The sequence below is a fragment of the Nesterenkonia sp. genome, from assembly GCF_029265375.1.
GTDB lineage: Bacteria > Actinomycetota > Actinomycetes > Actinomycetales > Micrococcaceae > Nesterenkonia.
On sequence record NZ_JAJUJJ010000002.1, the window covers coordinates 65,487 to 83,364 of the forward strand.

General features: G+C 67.5%; 18 protein-coding genes. 7 read left to right on the forward strand and 11 right to left on the reverse strand.

Annotated elements, in window-relative coordinates; genetic code table 11:
- The first annotated feature begins 88 nt into the window (after positions 1-88).
- A complete protein-coding gene (locus tag Q1K09_RS01160; protein WP_300342506.1) occupies positions 89-664 on the forward strand; it encodes a TetR/AcrR family transcriptional regulator in 576 nt (191 codons plus the stop codon).
- 45 nt (positions 665-709) lie between these two features.
- On the opposite strand, the gene Q1K09_RS01165 is transcribed toward Q1K09_RS01160, so the two are convergent.
- From Q1K09_RS01165 to Q1K09_RS01185, 5 genes are read right to left on the reverse strand one after another with little or no spacing between them, the layout of a single operon-like run.
- Positions 710-1,669, reverse strand: a complete 960-nt coding sequence (locus Q1K09_RS01165) for a carbohydrate ABC transporter permease (protein WP_300342508.1) — start codon at positions 1,667-1,669, stop codon at positions 710-712.
- Positions 1,670-1,678: 9 nt separating this feature from the next.
- Positions 1,679-1,924, reverse strand: a complete 246-nt coding sequence (locus Q1K09_RS01170) for a hypothetical protein (protein WP_300342510.1) — start codon at positions 1,922-1,924, stop codon at positions 1,679-1,681.
- A gap of 44 nt (positions 1,925-1,968) precedes the next feature.
- On the reverse strand, positions 1,969-3,567 hold the full coding sequence (locus Q1K09_RS01175; RefSeq protein ID WP_300342512.1) for an MFS transporter: 1,599 nt from the start codon (positions 3,565-3,567) through the stop codon (positions 1,969-1,971).
- A gap of 42 nt (positions 3,568-3,609) precedes the next feature.
- Positions 3,610-4,644 (reverse strand): Sir2 family NAD-dependent protein deacetylase, encoded by a 1,035-nt coding sequence (locus Q1K09_RS01180; RefSeq protein ID WP_300342514.1) that lies wholly within the window; start codon positions 4,642-4,644, stop codon positions 3,610-3,612.
- 9 nt (positions 4,645-4,653) lie between these two features.
- Entirely contained in the window at positions 4,654-4,842 is a 189-nt protein-coding gene (locus Q1K09_RS01185) for a DUF3073 domain-containing protein (RefSeq protein ID WP_300342516.1), read from the reverse strand.
- A gap of 145 nt (positions 4,843-4,987) precedes the next feature.
- On the opposite strand from Q1K09_RS01185, the gene Q1K09_RS01190 reads away from it, so the two are divergent.
- On the forward strand, positions 4,988-5,740 hold the full coding sequence (locus Q1K09_RS01190) for a hypothetical protein (RefSeq protein ID WP_300342517.1): 753 nt from the start codon (positions 4,988-4,990) through the stop codon (positions 5,738-5,740).
- On the opposite strand, the gene Q1K09_RS01195 is transcribed toward Q1K09_RS01190, so the two are convergent.
- Positions 5,726-5,941, reverse strand: a complete 216-nt coding sequence (locus Q1K09_RS01195) for a hypothetical protein (RefSeq protein ID WP_300342519.1) — start codon at positions 5,939-5,941, stop codon at positions 5,726-5,728. The two genes, Q1K09_RS01190 and Q1K09_RS01195, sit on opposite strands and share 15 nt — an antisense overlap.
- 1 nt (position 5,942) lies before the next feature.
- Positions 5,943-8,579 carry an ATP-dependent chaperone ClpB gene (gene clpB / locus Q1K09_RS01200; protein ID WP_300342521.1) on the reverse strand — a complete coding sequence of 879 codons (2,637 nt, stop codon included), beginning with the start codon at positions 8,577-8,579 and terminating at the stop codon, positions 5,943-5,945.
- Positions 8,580-8,775: 196 nt separating this feature from the next.
- Between clpB and Q1K09_RS01205 the strand changes: the two genes are divergently transcribed.
- From Q1K09_RS01205 to Q1K09_RS01220, 4 genes are all read left to right on the forward strand, one after another.
- Positions 8,776-9,390 (forward strand): DUF1648 domain-containing protein, encoded by a 615-nt coding sequence (locus Q1K09_RS01205; RefSeq protein WP_300342523.1) that lies wholly within the window; start codon positions 8,776-8,778, stop codon positions 9,388-9,390.
- Positions 9,390-10,103, forward strand: a complete 714-nt coding sequence (locus Q1K09_RS01210; protein ID WP_300342524.1) for an alpha/beta fold hydrolase — start codon at positions 9,390-9,392, stop codon at positions 10,101-10,103. Before Q1K09_RS01205 ends, Q1K09_RS01210 begins: the two co-directional genes overlap by 1 nt.
- A 288-nt stretch (positions 10,104-10,391) precedes the next feature.
- On the forward strand, positions 10,392-11,396 hold the full coding sequence (locus Q1K09_RS01215) for a polysaccharide deacetylase family protein (RefSeq protein ID WP_300342526.1): 1,005 nt from the start codon (positions 10,392-10,394) through the stop codon (positions 11,394-11,396).
- 35 nt (positions 11,397-11,431) lie between these two features.
- On the forward strand, positions 11,432-12,028 hold the full coding sequence (locus Q1K09_RS01220; RefSeq protein WP_300342527.1) for a small multi-drug export protein: 597 nt from the start codon (positions 11,432-11,434) through the stop codon (positions 12,026-12,028).
- A gap of 20 nt (positions 12,029-12,048) precedes the next feature.
- Here Q1K09_RS01220 and Q1K09_RS01225 read toward each other — a convergent pair whose 3' ends face one another.
- From Q1K09_RS01225 to Q1K09_RS01235, 3 genes are all read right to left on the reverse strand, one after another.
- Positions 12,049-13,152, reverse strand: coding sequence for a hypothetical protein (locus Q1K09_RS01225; RefSeq protein ID WP_300342529.1), 1,104 nt, complete (start codon positions 13,150-13,152; stop codon positions 12,049-12,051).
- 69 nt (positions 13,153-13,221) lie between these two features.
- A complete protein-coding gene (locus Q1K09_RS01230) occupies positions 13,222-14,298 on the reverse strand; it encodes an LLM class flavin-dependent oxidoreductase (RefSeq protein WP_300342531.1) in 1,077 nt (358 codons plus the stop codon).
- Between the two features lie 171 nt (positions 14,299-14,469).
- Entirely contained in the window at positions 14,470-15,354 is an 885-nt protein-coding gene (locus Q1K09_RS01235; RefSeq protein WP_300342533.1) for an ArgP/LysG family DNA-binding transcriptional regulator, read from the reverse strand.
- 129 nt (positions 15,355-15,483) lie between these two features.
- Here Q1K09_RS01235 and Q1K09_RS01240 point away from each other — a divergent pair, with 129 nt between their 5' ends.
- Positions 15,484-16,194: a LysE family transporter gene (locus Q1K09_RS01240; RefSeq protein WP_300342535.1), complete on the forward strand. Its 711-nt coding sequence runs from the start codon at positions 15,484-15,486 to the stop codon at positions 16,192-16,194.
- A gap of 62 nt (positions 16,195-16,256) precedes the next feature.
- Here Q1K09_RS01240 and Q1K09_RS01245 read toward each other — a convergent pair whose 3' ends face one another.
- Positions 16,257-17,870, reverse strand: a complete 1,614-nt coding sequence (locus tag Q1K09_RS01245; RefSeq protein WP_300342537.1) for an NAD(P)/FAD-dependent oxidoreductase — start codon at positions 17,868-17,870, stop codon at positions 16,257-16,259.
- Between the last annotated feature and the right edge of the window lie 8 nt (positions 17,871-17,878).

Below are 17,878 nucleotides of genomic sequence, written 5' to 3' on the forward strand. Positions count from 1 at the left end.
GGACAACCCCTATGTAAGCGGGAGCCTGACCATCCGGCCACCGCGCCGCCCCAAGCGGCTCAGCCGGCTTCGATAGGCTGGACGCACTATGAGGCCTTCCAAACGCGATGAGATCCTCGCCGCGGCCAAACGTGTGGTCCAGCGCGAGGGCGTCACCACGCTGACCTATGAATCCGTGGCGGCCGAGGCTGGGCTCACCAAGGGCGGGCTGCTCTATCACTTCCCCTCCCGCGAGGACCTGCTACTGGCCCTGCACACCCATGTGGCCGCCGAATGGGAGCAGGCCATGGAAGCCGAGGCCGGGGCCCCTGCGGAGGAGATCACCGAGGACCAGCGCTTTGCCGCCTACACCCGGCTCTCGCAGAACCCCGAGCGGGCCGAGCTGATCCTGCAGCTGGAGGCCAGTGAGAACCCAGAAGCCAATGAGGTCTGGGAGCGGGTCTACCGCGCATGGGCGCCGGAACCGCCTTCGGCTGAGGACCTCTCCGACGGCGCGCAGCTCCAGGCCTTCATCGCGCGTCTGGCTGCCGACGGCCTGTGGTTTTACGAGGCACTGAGTTCCCAGCCGCTGGACCCCGCGGTGCGCGAGCAGACCATCGAAGCCATCATTCGCCTCGCCTCCCCTGCTGAAGGCGCTCCCGAGACGCCCGACGACGGCGCCTGAACTGCCCGCTTCACGTTCGGCCTCACGCGGCGCTGCCCGCGGGAGCTACTTGATCCGTGACCGAATGAAGGCGTTGACCACGTAGCGCTGTAGGAAGATGTAGATGGCTAAGACCGGCAAACAGGCCAGTCCGGCGGCCGCCATCACGGCTCCCCAGTCGTTGCCCTCCGCCGAGAGGAAGCCGCGGATGCCGACCTGAATGAGCGCATCCGACTGGCGCAGAACCAGCATGGGCCAGAGGGAGTCGTTCCAGGCGGAGATGAACATCATGCTGGCCAGTGCAGCCAGTGCCGGCTTCATATTGGGCAGCACCACCTGCCACAGGGTCAGGAAGCTGTTCCGCCCGTCCACTTTCGCGGCGTCGATGAGTTCTCGGGGAAAGGCGCGCATATGCTGCAGAAGCATCAGCACCCCGAACGCCGAGGCGAGGTTCGGGATGACCACTCCCGCAATGGTGTTCAGCAGTCCGAGGTTGGCAATGAGAACGTAGTTCGGGATCATCGTCACCTGGAAGGGCACCAACCAGGATCCGATGAAAAGGAACATCGCGAGACGTTTGCCCGGAAAGTCCCAGATCGCAAACCCGTATGCCGCAAGAACGGCGATCAGCAGCTGGAAGAAGGTCATCACCGAAGCCATGAGGAAGGTGTTGACCAGCATGGCAACGATCGGGATTGCTTCCAGGACATAGGTGTAGTTCTCTAGGCTCAGCGGCCAGGGAATGAGGTTCTGGCTCAACGCGTCCTCGGGGCGCCTCAGCGAGGTGGCGAAGAGCCAGTACACCGGGAAGACGCAGAAGAGTGCGACGACGGCCAGTACGCTGTGGCCTGCCAGGCCTCGCCAGCGGGAGCGGCTCCCCACAGGCAGCTGACTCTCCGGAGCGCCTTTCGCCACAGTGATCTGCGGTACCGGAGCGGGCGTGGTGTTGTCCGTGCCGGGCGTCCACTCAGCACGGGACTGTTCGGCGTGGGTCTCAGACGCTGGAGCTTCGAGGATGAACGGCATGATGGTCCTTTAGTTGTCGTAGAAGGCGAATCTGTCGGTGAGCTCTACGAACAGCACCCCGATCACGCCGAAGACGATGAAGAAGAGCACGCCGGCTGCTGCTGACAACCCCGCGTCAAAGTTCTGGAAGCCTAACTGGTACAGCACGTAGTAGACGTTCGTGGTGGAGTTCGACGGTCCGCCTCGGGTGAGGATGTCGATGATCGGGAAGGTCCACCGCCGGAGCCGCGTGTGATCTCTGGAACAGTCATGCACCGGTTTCTACCACAGGCGGGCAAACGGGATGCTACGCCGCCGCCTCAGCGGTTGCCGGGATACGCCTGGGACTCTGTGCCCGGGGTGTAGCGCCGCAGGAAGGTCACCACCGCCACCGTGGCCAGCACCATCGCTGCCGCTACGGCGATGAGCATCGCCAGATAAGCGGACTCGAACGCCTGCGCGGCTGCCTCCGCGACGACGTCGTCGCCGCTGGAGAGCACCGCTGCCGGCGCCTGCCCCAGATACTGCTCGGCTGAAGCCGGTAGGGCCAGCGTGCGGGTATACACCAAGGTCAGCAGGGAGCCGCACACCGCGACGCCCACCAGACCGCCGAACTCGTAGGCGGCCTCCTCGAGCGAGGCCGCCATCCCGGCTCGCCGCGGCGGCACATTGCCCATGATCGCCGAGGAGGCCACGGACATTGAGGCCCCGAGGCCGGCACCCAGCACCAGCAGGCCCACCACCAGCATCATCAGCGAGTCCTGCATGGCCCCAGCCAGAACCACCAGCGAACCCACGGCCGCGGCACCGATACCCCCACCGATGAGCACCAGCAGCCCGGTGCGGTGCAGAATGGCCCCGCCAAAGACCGCGAACGGCAGGGAGCTCCCGGCCAGGGCGGTGACCAGAAGGCCGGCCTGCAGCGGCGTGAACCCCTCCAGCAGCTGGAACCGCTGGGTCACCGCGAGCTGCACTCCGGCGATCGCGAAGACCGAGGCGCCAGCGGCGATCACTCCGCCGCTGAAACCTCGGTTGCGGAAGATGGCGAAGTCCACCAGCGGCTCACCCTCCCGCATCAGCCGCAGCTGGCGGCGGGTAAAAAGCGTAAGGACGACGACGGCGACCACGGTCGCTGCCATCGCAAGTGACCAGTTCACCGGCGCCTCGGCATAGGTCTTGATGGCCAGCACAGCGGCGGAGAGCCCCACCAGGGCCTGCAGCGAGGACAGCCCGTCCCAGCGCCGGCCCGGATTGGTGCGGTTGGCCGGACCGACCAGCAGGATCAGGACCGAGGCGATCACCACGATGGGGACATTGATGAGGAAGACGGATCCCCACCAGAACCACTCCAGCAGCGTGCCGGAGACCACCGGTCCCAAGGCCATACCGACGGTGGCGGTCGCGGCCCATACCGCGATGGCCAGATTGCGCTCCCGCTCGGAGGCGAAGCTGATGCGGATCAGCGCCAGGGTCGCCGGCATCATGGCGGCCGCACCCACACCCTTGAGCAGCCGGGCGAGGATCAGCACCCCGGGATCAGGGGCGAACGCCGCAATCAGCGAGGCCGTGCCGAAGACCACCAGACCGATTTGGAAGATCCGCTTATGCCCGAACCGGTCCCCCAGCGCGCCGGATCCCAGCAGAAGCCCGGCCATGGTCAGCGGATACCCGTTGATGATCCACAGCTGCTGCGAGGAGGATGCCCCCAGCTCGCTGCTGAGCACCGGCAGCGCGGTGTAGAGGATGGTGTTGTCCAGGGCGATCAGCAGCAGCGCGGAGGAGACGATGCCCAGCACCGTCCAACGCTGCCAGCGCCGCAGGGCAGGGTCCGGCACCGTGGTGGCGGAGAGCTGTCCCAGCCGTAGCGAGGCGGTGTCCACGCTCTCGCCCTCGGCATGCAGGCGTCGGTTGATGATCACCCAGAAACTGTACCAAGTGTATGGTAACTGTGTCCTGCGGTACTACAGCAGGGCGTCCAGCTCTTCCAGGGCGGGGGTGATCCGGGCGCGCCATCGCCATTGGGCCTTGGCGTCGGCCCGGGAGGGTCCGCCGTTGATCACTGCGATGGGCTTGCCGGCCCGGTGCATGCGCAGCGCGATCGAGTATCCGCTCATCACCGCCATGGAGGAGCCCACCACCAACAGTGCGGATGCTTCGGCCTCCAGGGCCTCCACGGCGGCTTTCCGCTCGGCAGGCACATTCTCACCGAAGTAGACGACGTCGGGCTTGAGCTCCTCGGATCCGCAGCTGAGACAGCTGACCATGCGGAATCGCTGCACCCAGGACTCGTCCAGCGTCACATCGCCGTCGGGGTTGACGTTCTCGGCTGCGGCGGCCGCCGCTTCGGCATAGCCGGGGTTGGCCTCCTCCAGCCGCACGTCCATGTGGCTGCGATCCTCTCGGCCGCCGCACTGCAGGCAGATCACCGTGGAGAGGTTGCCGTGGAGCTCCACAGTGCTGGTCCCGGCGGCGGGGAAACCCCGCTCGCCTCTCGGCCGGTTCTCACCGGCCATCACACCTGAAGAGCTGGTCCCGGCGGCGGGGAGGCTCCGCTCGCCGGCAGTCTGCAGCGCCTCTCGGTGCAGGCCGTCCACGTTCTGCGTGACCAGGCCGCCCAATGTCCCGCGGAGGTGCCAGTGCGCCAGCAGCTCGTGCGCTCGATTCGGCGCGGCCTCCCCCAGCCTGCGCCATCCTACGAAGCTGCGCGCCCAGTACCGGCGCCGGGCTGCGGGATCGTAGCGGAACTCCTGGTACGTCATCGGACGATGGCGGCGCAGGGAACCCTGGGGCCCCCGATAGTCAGGGATCCCCGAGTCGGTGGAGACGCCGGCACCCGTGACGCAGAGCACCGATCCGGCGCGCAACAGAGCAGCAATGCCGTCGCGGGCAACGGCTGCAGCTTGAGGAGCAGCGGAGTCCTCTACGCTTCGGGCGATGGACCGCAGGGCGGCTTGGTGGGCGCGTTCAGCCTGGTGCGAGAAAAGTGAGGAGCTCACACGAGCAGATCAGCGGTAGTCGTCGTCCCCGGCGCGCGCATCGTCATCGTCCCAGTCACCGTCGTCCCCGGCGTCCGGGTTCTCGCCGCGTGCGGCAGCAAGCTCACGCTCCAGGGCGGACAGATCAGTGTTCGGCGTGTAGTACTTGATCTCCCGCGCCTGCTTCGTCGCTTTCGCCTTCTGACGGCCACGCCCCATGAGCGGGACCCCCTTAACGTCGTCTCGAAACAGCCCGCCGACTGCTTTGAGGGCGAGCTTGACTGTTGGATGAAGTGGTTCGTGCTCACTAGGTTAACATGAGTGCCACTATCGCGTCGCACCGACAGGGGAGGATCTCCGCACTATGACCGGGTCTGAGCAGGCGCCGCGCACGGAAGAAACTCACCTGTCACGCCGGGCCCGCCGGGCCGCACGCGGCGATGATTCCCGCCGGCTGAACGCCTGGCCGTACCTGATTGCCTCCGTGCTGGTGGTGCTGATCACCCTGGGGGCGCTCTGGTGGTTTCTGTGGCGGCCCGTCGAGGAAGAGGTGGCCTGGGAATGGGTGGACGATCCCGTCGACGGCGTCCACGCCCGGGACGTTCCGCCCGAGGACTGGGAGGCCGGTTGGTGCCTGACCCGCTTTGAGGACGACCAGACACCGGCCGACGTCGTCGACTGCGAGCAGAGCTACCAGGCACAGGTGATGCTGCGCCGCAATATCAGCGACGGCCCCTACCCCGGCGACCAGGTGGTCATCGACACCGCCCACCGGTGGTGCCACGAGGAGCTTCCGCTGGACACTGAAGCGGTGGCCCAGGCCGACTACGGGCTGGAGGTCCGGCTCTGGCATCCCACCGAGTCCACCTGGCGCGACGACTATGACCGGATGGTCTCCTGCTTCCTGACCCGCGCCGATGGCGAGGAGATGAGCGGCAGCTTCCTGGCGGCCGAGGACGACGCCGAATCCTCCGCGGAGGAGGAAGACATCGGCGTCGTCGACGGCGAGAGCCCCGAGGCGGAGGACCCGCAGGATGAGGGCACTGCGGAGGAGGGCCCGGACGAGGAGGATCCCCAGCAGGAGGACCCGGAGGAGACTGACTCAGAGGAGCAGTAGCCCTCCGCTGAGCAGCTCAGCGCTCAGCATCCAGGTGCCCTCCACCACATGGGAGACCATTGCGGTCATCCAGTCCACCAGTCGCAGCAGCACCACAGCGGCGGCGATCCCGACCACCGCCAGGAACCCTACGAGCACCAGGGCGATTATCAGCGCCCGCCACCCGTCCCACACGGGCGGCATCGACGCGTGGTAGGTCATCTCAGCTATCCACCTCCTGTTCGGCAGTGATGTTCTTCTTGGACACGGTGAGTCCGTGGACTGTGTCGTCGCTGATGGCGATCTCGTCGCGGTCGACCAGCACGGTGTCGCCGTCGTCGATCTCGCCTGCCAGCAGCGCCTTGGCCAACTGATCCCCGATCTCCCGCTGGACCAGGCGGCGCAGCGGCCGGGCGCCATAGGCCGGGTCATAGCCGGTGAAGCCCAGCCACTCCTTGGCGGCATCGGTGACCTCCAGCACCAGGCGGCGGGAAGCCAGTCGGTCGGAGAGCGCAGCTATCTGCAGGTCCACGATCGAGGTCAGCTGCTCCATGGACAGCGGGTCGAAGATGACGATGTCGTCCAGCCGGTTGAGGAACTCGGGCTTGAAGCTGACGTTGACGGTGTCCATGACCTGCTTGCGCTTGGCCTCCTCCTCCAGGGACTGGTCCACCAGGAACTGGCTTCCCAGATTGGAGGTGAGGATCAGCACCACATTGCGGAAGTCCACGGTGCGGCCCTGGCCGTCGGTGAGGCGGCCGTCGTCGAGGACCTGCAGCAGGATGTCGAAGACCTCCGGGTGGGCCTTCTCCACCTCGTCGAGCAGCACCACCGAGTAGGGACGGCGGCGGACCGCTTCGGTGAGCTGGCCGCCCTCGTCGTAGCCGACGTATCCCGGGGGCGCTCCGACCAGGCGGGCCACCGAGTGCTTCTCCGAGTATTCGGACATATCGATGCGCACCATGGAGCGCTCGTCGTCGAAGAGGAACTCGGCCAGCGCCTTCGCCAGCTCGGTTTTGCCCACGCCGGTCGGGCCCAGGAACAGGAAGCTTCCGGTGGGCCGGTCCGGGTCGGCCACCCCGGTGCGGGCGCGCCGGATGGCGTCGGAGACCGAGGCGACGGCGCGGTGCTGGCCGATCAGCCGCGAGCCGATGAGCTCCTCCATGCGCAGCAGCTTCTCGGTTTCGCCCGCCAGCAGGCGTCCGGTGGGGATGCCGGTCCAGGCGGAGATCACCTCGGCGATGGCGTCTGAGTCCACGCGCTCAGGAACCATCCGGTCCCCGGCGTCGGCGGACCGCTCGGCCTCCTCGGCGGCGACGAGCTTCTTCTCCAGCTCGGGCAGCTCGCCGTAGCGCAGCCGGGCGGCCTCGCCGAAGTCACCTTCGCGCTCGGCACGTTCGGCGGCGGACTTCAGCTCGTCGCGGCGGGCACGCAGCTCACCGGCGCGGACGTGGGCGCCGCGCTCGGCCTCCCACCGGGCCTGCAGCTCGCGGAGCTTCTCCTCCTTATTGGCCAGCTCCTCGCGCAGGGCTTCCAGGCGCTCCCGGGAGGCGGCGTCGGTCTCCTCGTTCAGCCACTGCTCCTCGACCTTGAGGCGTTCTACCTCGCGGCGCAGCTCGTCGATCTCCACGGGGTCGGAGTCCAGCTCCATCTTCAGCCGGGAGGCGGCCTCGTCGACGAGGTCGATGGCCTTGTCCGGCAGCTGGCGTCCGGTGATGTAGCGGTGGGAGAGGCTGGCGGCGGAGACCAGTGCGGCGTCGGAGATCTCCACACCGTGGTGGGCCTCGTACTTCTCCTTGATGCCGCGCAGGATCGCCACTGTGTCCTCCACCGAGGGCTCGCCGACGTAGACCTGCTGGAAGCGGCGCTCCAGGGCGGCGTCGGACTCGATGTTCTCCCGGTACTCGTCCAAGGTGGTGGCGCCGATCAGCCGCAGCTCGCCGCGGGCCAGCATGGGCTTGAGCATGTTTCCGGCATCCATGGAGCCGTCTGAGCTGCCTCCGGCGCCGACGACGGTGTGGATCTCATCGATGAAGCTGATGATCTGCCCGTCGGCGCTCTTGATCTCATCCAGCACGGCCTTCAGCCGCTCTTCGAACTCACCGCGATACTTGGATCCGGCGACCATGGCGCCGAGGTCCAAAGCGATCAGCCGCTTGTTCTTCAGCGCCTCGGGCACGTCCCCGGCTTCGATGCGCTGGGCCAGACCTTCGACGACGGCGGTCTTGCCGACTCCGGGCTCACCGATGAGCACGGGGTTGTTCTTGGTGCGGCGGGAGAGGACCTGGACGACTCTGCGGATCTCTGCATCACGGCCGATGACGGGGTCCAGCTTGCCCTCTTTGGCCAGGGCGGTGAGGTCGGTGCCGAACTTCTCCAGGGCATCGAAGGTGCCTTCCGGATCCGGGGTGGTGACCTTTCGGTCCCCGCGCAGGCTGGGCAGTTCGGCCTTCAGCGCCTCCGTGGTGGCCCCGGCCTCGGTCAGCGCCCGGCCGGCGGGGCCGCCGTCGGCGGCTATACCCAGCAGCAGGTGCTCGGTGGAGACGTAGTCGTCGCCCATCTCCTCGGCGGCCGCCTGGGCGGTCTTGATCACGTTCAGCCCGGCTTGGGAGAACTGCGGGGCAGAGACGGAGTCCCCGCTGGTGGCCGGCAGCGATTTGATGGCGGCAGAAGCGCGCGTGGAGACGGCGTCGGGGTCAGCGCCGGTGGACTTCAGCAGGGCGACGGCGATGGATTCGCGCTGGTCCATGAGCGCCTTGAGCAGGTGGGCAGGCTCCACCTGCGGATTGCCCGCCGTGTTGGCATTCATGGCCGCCGCAGAGACGGCCTCCTGTGACTTGGTGGTGAGCTTGACGTCCATGGGCTGTGCGCCCCCTTTCTTGGTGGTGCGGAACGCCTCGATAAAGTTGAGTCCGCTCTACTCAACTTTATCGCCATCGCCGTTATTCCGGGTAATCGCGCTCGCCCACTCGGCGACGGTAGCTCTTCAGCACCATCGCGCAGGGCAGCGCCGCTAGGCTTGGAGGTGCTGGTCGATGCGCAGATGGAGGACCCCGATGAGCCCTCACACCTCAGATGCCGAGCCTGCGCGCAGCTATGCGGAAGCGGTGCGCCGCGGGGTGCCGCTTCGGAACAGCGACGGGCTGCTCGAATACCCCACCGTGCGCAGCCGGCCGGCGCCGGACTTCAGACTGGGCCTGTTCCACCGGACTCTGCTCATTGGAAGCGTGGTGGTTTCTTTGGGCCACACGCTCTGGATGGTGACGCGAATACCCTCGATGCCGCAGCAGGTGCCGATGCACTTCGCCGCCGACGGGTCGGTCAATCGATACGGCTCTCCCTGGGAGATCGCCGCACTGGGAGCTTTTATGGCGGCGGTGATCATCGGGTGTGCCGTGCTGACCCGATACCCCCGGATCTACAATCTGGGACGCCATGTCACCGAGCTGAATATCCAGGCGCACTACAAGAACAATGTCCAGCTCATGGTCTGGGTGGTAGTCAGTCTGGCCGTCCTGCACATCCACATCCAGGGCACAGTTGCCGGGGACTGGCCCCTCAGCCCGGGCCTGTGGATCGGCATGGCCTTGCTGCTCGGCTCGGTCACGTTCTTTACGCTGCGATCATTCCGGCTCTCAGCGCACCCGCCGGGTGAGCGGAGCGGGACGTGATGAATCGGCTCCCCGCCATAGAGGGCGCCGAACCGCTCCTGCTCGATGTGGCCGATGTGCAGCTGGGCGGCTATGCCTGGTGGAGTCAGCGCAGCGCTCCGGCGGTGCTGCTTCTGCACGGGTGGGGCGAGGATGCCTCCACCATGGCGCCGGTGGCTGGCCAGGTTCGTTCCCGCCTGTGGCACGCAGTGAGCATCTCCCTGCGCGGATGGCCCGGTTCCACCGGAGTCGACGACTATGGGCTGAGCGCGGCGCAGGACATCGCAGGTGCGCTTGATTGGATCCGGGCTCAGCCGCGCGTCTCATCGGCCGCACTGCTGGGGTTCTCCATGGGCGGACTCATGGCGAGCTTGGCCGCCGCAGAGCAGGCGCCGGGGGCCCTTGCGGGAGTGACAGTGGTCAGCGCACCCAGTGACCTCACAGCGTTCTACCGCGACACCGCCTACGACGGCGTCCGGCGATATCTGGATGCCACGCTGCAGCCTCAGCAGTGGCGGGACTCCTCTCCGCTGACCCATGCCAGTCGTCTTGTCCACCCGATGCTGGTGGTCACTGGCACCCGGGATTCGATGACCCCACCTGCGCAGGGTGGACAGCTGGCAGAAGCGGCCCCGAATGCCCAGCACATGGAAGTCGACGGGATGGACCACCGTCCCTCCGAGGCGCAATGGGAGCGGATTCTGAGCGTGTCGGCACAGCTCTTCGGTCTGTGAAGCGACTCGAGGGACTCTCCGGGAACGGGCACTCGCGCTGATTCAGGATCTATCCAAGCCAAGGGCCTGTCCTGCAGGACAGTCAGCAGAGGCTCTACGCTGCATCTAGCAGGACCTCTACGCTACAAATAGCAGTCCTTCTGCACTACAACCAGCAGGAAGGCTGCGGCGTCTCTTCCCCTTCACCACCCACGCAGCGGCCACCGATCGGAGCGGCAAGGCCGGGCATAGATCTCAGGGCAGGTCGCTGCCCGGTCTGTGTGGAGGATCCGCATAGGCTGTGTCATTGTGCGACGTCTTCCCCCGTTCGGTCGCACGGTCTGTGCAGCCGTCCTCACCGGCGCGCTGCTGCTGGGACCGGCCACCGTCACCTCCCCCAGTGCCGCCCTGCCTGCTGCCCCGCAGATCTGGGCCCCCGCAGTCAATGAACCCGCCGAAGCCGTGCGCCGGGCGATCGCCGAGTATCCTTGGCCGCAGCAGGAGGACCGGCCACAGCGGCGAAACGCAGCGAGTCCCCGCAGCGACGGCGACTCAGCAGGCCGCCTCGCCCAGAACCAGGCAGACCAGCGAACCCAGGAGAACGCCGCGGAGGGAAGGAGCCGGATGCCGCACGATGGCCGCGCCGGACGGGACCGGATGCACCTCAACCCTGCGGGCCCGGTGGACTGCTCTGCTCAGCCCTGCGTGGCCCTGACCTTCGACGACGGCCCAGTGCAGCAGACCCGCCAGATCCTCGAAGCACTGGACAGTGTCAGCGCACGCGCCAGCTTCTTCATGCTCGGCTCCATGGTCGCCCAGAACCCGGACATCACCGTCGAGGTGGCCGCCGCCGGGCACCAGATCGGCAGTCACGGATGGTCCCACACCGCGTTCGACGAGCTCACCCCCGCCGAGCTTGCCGAGGAGTTGGACCGCACTGCTGAAGCCATCCAGGGCGCCACCGGCACGGCCCCGACTCTGGTGCGCCCGCCGTTCGGGACCACCAATCCGCAGATCAATGCCGCCCTCGGGGCACCGGTGATCCTCTGGGACACCGACAGCGGGGACTGGCGCCACCAGGACGCCGAACAGACCCTGACCACGGTGGCCGAACGCGTCGCCCCCGGCTCGATCGTCCTGCTGCACGACCTGCAGCCCTCCACCGCGGAGGCCGTCCCGCAGCTGCTGGACCGCCTGCTGGCTGACGGCTACGCCCTGGTGACCGTCGCAGAGATTCTCGGCCATTCCGGCCAGCCCGGCCAGGTATACCAGTCCGGCCTTGCCCCGCGGGGTGAAGATCGGCCTCAAGGCTGACGACGCCGACGGGCTCCTCCGGAAGAATAACTCCCATGATTGAGACACTTCCGCTGCTGGCCGACTCCGCTCCCCTGCTCAGCGCCGGGCAGGAAGGACTGACAGACCCGGCCGAGCTCCTGTACCCCGAAGACACCTGGATCGGTCGGCTCCGGCTCTGGGTGGACGGCCTGCCGGCCGCTGTGCAGTGGCTGGGCCTGATGGCGATCTCCGCCATCCCGTTCATCGAGTCCTACGGCGGAGGATTCGTCGGCGTCGTCGTCGGCATGCCGCTGTGGGCCGCCGTGATCTCTGCGGCCATCGGCAACGCGGTCTCCGTGGCAGTAGTGGTCTACGGGGCCCATTGGATCCGCGAGCAGGTGCTGAAGCGCCGCGAGCCGAAGGAGCTCAGCGACCGGCAGCGAAGCCGGAGGGAGAAAGCTCAAAGGCTGTTCGACAAGTTCGGAGTCCCGGGGGTCTCCCTGCTGGGACCGGTGGCGCTGCCGAGCCAGTTCACCGCACCGCTGATGGTCTCCTTCGGCGCCAGCCGGCACCGAGTGATGGTGTGGATGGCGGTCTCCATCGTGCTGTGGGGGCTGGGTATGGCGCTGCTGGCAGTCGGCTTCCTGCACCTCATTGCCGGGTCGATGTAGACGAAAGCCCCTGCTCCGGTTCAGCGCTGATGCTCATCCCGCGGGTAGCGCTGCAGCTCGCGGCTTCCCTGGGTGAGGTTCTTCAGTTCGGCGTCGTTGTCGAAGTTCGAGCCGATAGCACCAGCCACCGTGCCCATCGACGCTGAGAGCCACGCTATGGAGGCATAGTTGCTGAAGTCGGCTTCCTCGCCGATGGTGTCGGTCATGAACTGCGGGTCGATGAGCATCAGGCCGATGACCAGGATGGCCAGAAAAAGCGCGCCGTAGATCGCTGTGACGCTGAGCAGCAGCGTCGCGACTGTGGAGGTGTTGTAGATGAACGCCTCCCGCTTGCCGCCGACCGCCCTGGGGCGGTCCCAGAGTCCGTTGGACACCAGCAGCCAGAGAACGACGACGGCGACGGCGGCGACTGAGACAGCTGCCAGGCGCCAGGGCGGTAAGAACGTGGCCATCTCCCAGATGGTGGAGAAGAAGACCCCGAAAGCCGCACTCCCGGTTGCCGCGGCGAACAGACCGGAGAGCTTGGGCAGGGTCCGCAGCGGCTCATTGGCCGCCACCATTCCCAGCGTGGTCCACACCCGGCCGGGGAAGTAGCGGCTGGGCGTGGTGTAGACGGTTTCGTGGCCCTCCTGATCCTGCACCCGGGAGGTGAGTCCCCCTTTGGTGCGGGCCTCGCCCACCGAGTGGTAGACCAGTGCGTCCACGCAGCGGCGCAGCTCCCGGCGCAGGCAGTGCCGCACCCGGAACGGCCCCAGGGTGGGAAGGGAGATGATCGCCAGCTTGTCGACGAAGTGCAGCTCCGCCTGCTTCGGCCTCCGTCCGGCCATCCGCGGGATTTCGGTGATCACGATGGTGATATCGGCCTCATCCTCGCGGGCCCAGCTCTGAACCTCCTCCAGGTCCAGGGTTGCGTCCTCGCGCAGCGGGATCAGCGCCTGCTTGTGGATCACCTCGGCGCTGCGACCCCACCATTCCCCCTCGCCCCTGACCAATCTGCGGACCCACATGGAGGTCCGGCCCGGGTCTGAGTAGATGGCGATGGTCCAGTCGACGGCGTCGTCGCTGTCCTTGCTGTCCTGGGCCCGCACCGAGTCAGTGGGCAGGGACTCTCTCCGGTCGGACATGCCGGCGAGCGTACGCGCGCACACTCACCGGAGCCTCCAGATTTGCTGGATGCGAACCTATCATCAGCCTTAAGCGTGGCTGGACAGCTGATCCAGCACCAGCGGCTTCACCCGGGTGCCGTAGAGCTCGATGGCCTCCATCATGTGCTCGTGAGCCAGGGATCCATTGCCGTACTTCAATCCGAAGCGCGAGATGCCCAGGGCCTTCTGGGTGCGCACGATCTTCTCCGCCAAGGTCTCCGGAGATCCGACGTAGAGCGCACCATGGGCGATCTCCTGGTCGAACTGGTCCCGGCTGGGATAACTGGTGCCCCAGCCGCGCTCCTGACCGATCCGGTGCATGGACTCCGCCCAGGAGGGGTAGAAGATCTCACGGGCACGCTCGTCAGTCTCAGCCACGAAGCCGTGGGAGTGGCTGGCCACCCGCAGATCCTCAGGCTGGCCGAACTGCGCCAGCGCCCGCCGGTACAGATCGACCAGCGGCGCAAACCGGGCGGGTGAGCCGCCGATGATCGCCAGCTCCAGTCCCACACCGTGGCGTGCAGCCCGGACCACAGAGTTCGGCGTGCCGCCCACAGCGATCCAGGTGGGCAGCCCGCGCTCGTGGTCGGTCTTGGGGAAGATCTCCTGCGCGTTCAGCCCGGCCCGGGTCTCCCCCGACCAGGTCACCGGACCCTCAGAGCGCAGCTTGACGAACAGGTCGACCTTCTCCTCAAAGAGCTGCTCATAGTCGGAGAGGTCGTAGCCGAACAGCGGGTAGGACTCGATGAAGCTGCCGCGGCCTAAGGAGACTTCCGCGCGCCCGGAGGTCAGCCCGTCGATGGTGGCGAACCGCTGGTAGACCCGCACCGGATCGTCGGAGGAGAGCACGGTCACTGCGGAGATGAGCTTGATCCGCTCGGTGGCCGCCCCAATGGCGGCCAGTACGACGTCGGGCGCGGAGATCGCATAGTCGGGCCGGTGGTGCTCGCCGACGCCGATGACGTCGACTCCGACCTGGTCTGCCAGCACCGCTTCGGCGAGCACATTGCGCAGCACTTCCGGCTGGGAGAGTCGGCGAGCGCCGTCGGGCGTCTCATTCACATCGCCGAAGGTGTGCAGCCCAAGTTCGAACTGGTCGCTGTGGCGCTCAGTGCTGATTGTCATCGAATGTCGCTCTTCCTGTGGGGTGGCAGCCGGGTCACCTGGCTCAACCACGAGCCCCGGCCAAACATTCCTTCAAATTTTAAATACTAAGATGGGGCGGCGCGAACGGCCAGCGCAGTGGCACTGCGATCTGGCCGGCTCAGTCGCAGGGAGGTGCCGGCGAGGCCCCGTTCAGTGCATCCGCGCCGCGGCGCGCTTGACCGCGGCCGTCAGCCGATCCAGGGCAGGGGTGGTGGTGCTCCAGTGTTGCCAGTGCAGCTGGACCTCCTCGGCCCCGATCTCCGGGATGACCACCAGATCGGGATGCTCCCCCTCCAGGACGCCGGAGGGCATCATGGACTCCGGGATCATTCCCCATCCCAGGCCGCAGCCGACCGCCGAGTTGTACGCCTGCACCGAGGGCAGCAGATGGGTGATGGCCGGGGTGCGCACCCCCAGCCGCTCCAGAGCAGTGCGCTGCGTGGCGTCCCGGATGCTGTAGTCGATCTGCGGGACCTGCACCCAGTCCACCTCCCCGGCGTCGTCGCGGTGCCGGTCCAGCAGCTCGGAGCTGGCCACCGGCCAGTAGCGAATAGTCCCCAGCGGTTCGGCCCGGCACCCGGAGACCGGAGTGGGGTGCTCAGTGACCGCGGCGGCCACCTTCCCGCTGCGCAGCAGCTGGTGGGTGTGCTGCTGATCCTCTGCGTGGACGTGGATCTCCACGTCGTCCCACGTGGCGGCTTCCTGCAGCACCCGGATGAACCAGCTCGCCAGAGAGTCCGCATTGACCGCCACCGCCAGGGTGATGACCGAGGAGTAGTCGGCTTCGAAGCCGAGGCTGCGGCGGGCCTCATCCTCCAGCAGGATGGTCTGCCGGGCGATGCGCAGCAGCTTCTCCCCGGATTCAGTGGGCACCACCGGCACAGTGCGGGTCAGCAGCACCTGACCGACCTCCCGCTCCAAGCTCTTGATCCGCTGAGAGAGCGCCGAGCCGGAGATCTGCAGCAGGTCGGCGGCGGCGTCGAATGTGCCCTCATCCACGGCGAGCACGAAGGCGCGAAGGTGGTCGGTGTTCATCGGCGGCGACCTTTCCCATGGTTGAGCAGCGTGGACGCCTCCAGACTAGCCAATTATCTGAAAGATAGCTTCAGATAGTGAAGAATAATGAGCTGGAACGGATGCGGTGTACGGCCGAGAATGGTGGACATGCTGACTGTGCTGCTCACCGGCTTCCTCACCTGTATGGCGATCATCGTCGCCATCGGACCCCAGAGCGCCTTTGTGCTGCGCCAGGGACTGCGGCGGGACCGCGTGATGCTGACCATCGGCATGTGCCTGCTCGGCGATGTCATCCTCATCAGCCTGGGAACCGCCGGTGTGGGTGCGGTGCTGGAGCACGCCCCGTGGCTTTTAGATGTGCTGCGCTGGGTCGGCGTGGTCTATCTGCTGTGGTTCGCGGCGCGTTCATTCCGCTCGGCCTGGGCCGCTGGCCGGGCCACCCGGAGCCAGGCCTCGGCTGCCGCCGAGACGGTGCACGTGGCGATGACCTCTGAGCTGCCGCAGGTGAATCCCGACGGCGGCCAGCGCACCACTACCCAGCAGAAGGTGCAGGTCACCAGCGTCTCCAAGATCTCCACAGTGGCCGGCACTGCTCTGACCCTCAGCCTGGTGAACCCGCACTCCTGGGTGGACTGCGTAGTGGTGCTGGGCACCATGGCCAACAGCTTCGGAGACCAGCGGTGGATCTTCGCCGCCGGCACTCTCCTAGCCTGCGTGCTGTGGCACGGAACGCTCGCCGGTGGTGCCAGCGCTCTGGCCGGGTTCCTCAACCGTCCCCGCACCTGGCAGATCATCGATGCCGCGGTCGGGGTGATCATGGTGTTCGTCGCCGGGATGCTCGCCTTCTCCGGCTTCTAGCCGCCTGCTGTTTGCCCCGGCGCGGCGGCCGGCCGAGCAGCCTGGGCGCGGCGGATCCTCTCTCAGCCGAGTTCGCGCAGAATGGTGCCCGCGGCGTGATAGCCGGCCATACCGTGAGCCCCGCCTCCCGGTGGAGCGGAGGCGGAGCAGATGTAGACGCCGTCGACCCCGGTGGAATACGGGCGCAGCGCGCTCACGGGACCGGAGAAGGTCTGCCGCAGCGTGGCCACACCTCCGCTGACGCTGCCGCCGATCAGATTCGGGTTCCACTGCTGAAGCTCGGCCGGGCTCCACACTTTGCGGTCGAGCACGGCGTCGCTGAACTGAGGAGCTTGGCGGGTGATCTCCTGCTCCACCATCCGCGCCGCGCGTGCCGCGCCGTGGGCGTCCAGCCCGCGGGGTACGTGTGCATAAGCCCAGCAGACAGTTCGCTCATCGGGAGTGCGCGTGGGGTCGGCGGCGCTGGGCTGGGCCAGCAGCACATAGGGTCTGCCCGGCAGCACTCCGCGGTTGGCGGCGGCCTCGCTGGCGGCGATCTGCGCCCCGCTGCCGCCCAGGTGCACCGTGCCGGCCTGAGCCATCTCCGGCCACTTCCAGGGGATGGGGCCGTCGATGAGGTAGTCGACCTTCACCACTCCGGGGCCGTAGTCCCAGCGGCGCAGGGACCGGCGTGCCGAGGGCGGCAGCGGCAGACCCTCGAGCCTGAGCAGCTGGTCCGGTGAGAGGTCCAGCACCACCACCTCGGCGATCACCTCCGCCGAGCGCTTTCGCGGGCCGCGGCTGTCGGTCACCGTGCCGTCGATGCGCCAGCCGCGGCGGGCCAGGTTTCTCCGGGCGCCCAGGCGTCCCGGCGGCAGCGGCACGTCGTGGACGCCGTGGACGCTGAATCCGGTTTCGATCCGGCCGCCGTGGGCGGTCAATGAGGTGGTCAGAGCGTCCACAAGCCCTTGGGAGCCTCCCCGCACGGCCGGCCATCCCACGGCGTGGGCGGCGGCGGCAAAGGTGAGTCCGACCGCCGAAGTCAGCGGAGCACTCAGCGGAGCGGTGGAGTGGGCGGCCAGTCCTGCCAGCAGGGCGCGGGCACGTTCAGTGCGCATACTGCGCATGAAGCTGGTCGCCGGCATCGCGCCGGTGGTTCCCAGCTGCATGAACGCGGCGGTGCGGCCCAGTGCCGCGCGCGCTGGGCCGGGCAGCGGCAGGGTGTCCAGCAGTCCGGTCCCGGATCTCGGCTGGGACTGGTTCAGATCAGTGAAAGGGCGGGTCGGTGCTCCCAGCACCGCTCGTCGCACCTCATCCCAGCTGCCGGCCAGGGCGCCGGCGGTCCAGCGCCACAGGTCGCCGTCGGGTCCTAGCTCGGCGGCGGTCTCCTCCAGCGAGCTGTGCAGCAGCACCGGTGGGCCGGCGTGGTCGCCGTGGGCAGCAGGAATCGGAGCATGAGCCCAGTCCACTGCGCCGGGCTCCAGCAGCTGTTCATAGGCCGGGGAGGCGGCGGAGAGCGGGTGGATGCTTGCGCCCAGGTCGCTGATCAGCCCAGACCCGAACAGCTCCGCGGAACGCGCAGCCCCTCCGGGGTTATCTCCGGCCTCATAGACGGTGACGTCCCAGCCGGACTGGGCCAGCCGACAGGCCGCAGTCAGCCCATTGGGTCCGGACCCGATGACGGCGGCGCGATACATGGTGCCAT

Coding starts and splice junctions, on each gene's coding strand:
- Q1K09_RS01160 (WP_300342506.1), top strand. CDS start 89: ATGAGGCCTTCCAAACGCGATGAGATCCTCGCCGCGGCCAAACGTGTG.
- Q1K09_RS01165 (WP_300342508.1), bottom strand. CDS start 1,669: ATGCCGTTCATCCTCGAAGCTCCAGCGTCTGAGACCCACGCCGAACAG.
- Q1K09_RS01185 (WP_300342516.1), bottom strand. CDS start 4,842: ATGGGGCGTGGCCGTCAGAAGGCGAAAGCGACGAAGCAGGCGCGGGAG.
- Q1K09_RS01190 (WP_300342517.1), top strand. CDS start 4,988: ATGACCGGGTCTGAGCAGGCGCCGCGCACGGAAGAAACTCACCTGTCA.
- Q1K09_RS01195 (WP_300342519.1), bottom strand. CDS start 5,941: ATGACCTACCACGCGTCGATGCCGCCCGTGTGGGACGGGTGGCGGGCG.
- clpB (WP_300342521.1), bottom strand. CDS start 8,579: ATGGACGTCAAGCTCACCACCAAGTCACAGGAGGCCGTCTCTGCGGCG.
- Q1K09_RS01205 (WP_300342523.1), top strand. CDS start 8,776: ATGAGCCCTCACACCTCAGATGCCGAGCCTGCGCGCAGCTATGCGGAA.
- Q1K09_RS01210 (WP_300342524.1), top strand. CDS start 9,390: ATGAATCGGCTCCCCGCCATAGAGGGCGCCGAACCGCTCCTGCTCGAT.
- Q1K09_RS01220 (WP_300342527.1), top strand. CDS start 11,432: ATGATTGAGACACTTCCGCTGCTGGCCGACTCCGCTCCCCTGCTCAGC.
- Q1K09_RS01225 (WP_300342529.1), bottom strand. CDS start 13,152: ATGTCCGACCGGAGAGAGTCCCTGCCCACTGACTCGGTGCGGGCCCAG.
- Q1K09_RS01230 (WP_300342531.1), bottom strand. CDS start 14,298: ATGACAATCAGCACTGAGCGCCACAGCGACCAGTTCGAACTTGGGCTG.
- Q1K09_RS01235 (WP_300342533.1), bottom strand. CDS start 15,354: ATGAACACCGACCACCTTCGCGCCTTCGTGCTCGCCGTGGATGAGGGC.
- Q1K09_RS01240 (WP_300342535.1), top strand. CDS start 15,484: ATGCTGACTGTGCTGCTCACCGGCTTCCTCACCTGTATGGCGATCATC.
- Q1K09_RS01245 (WP_300342537.1), bottom strand. CDS start 17,870: ATGTATCGCGCCGCCGTCATCGGGTCCGGACCCAATGGGCTGACTGCG.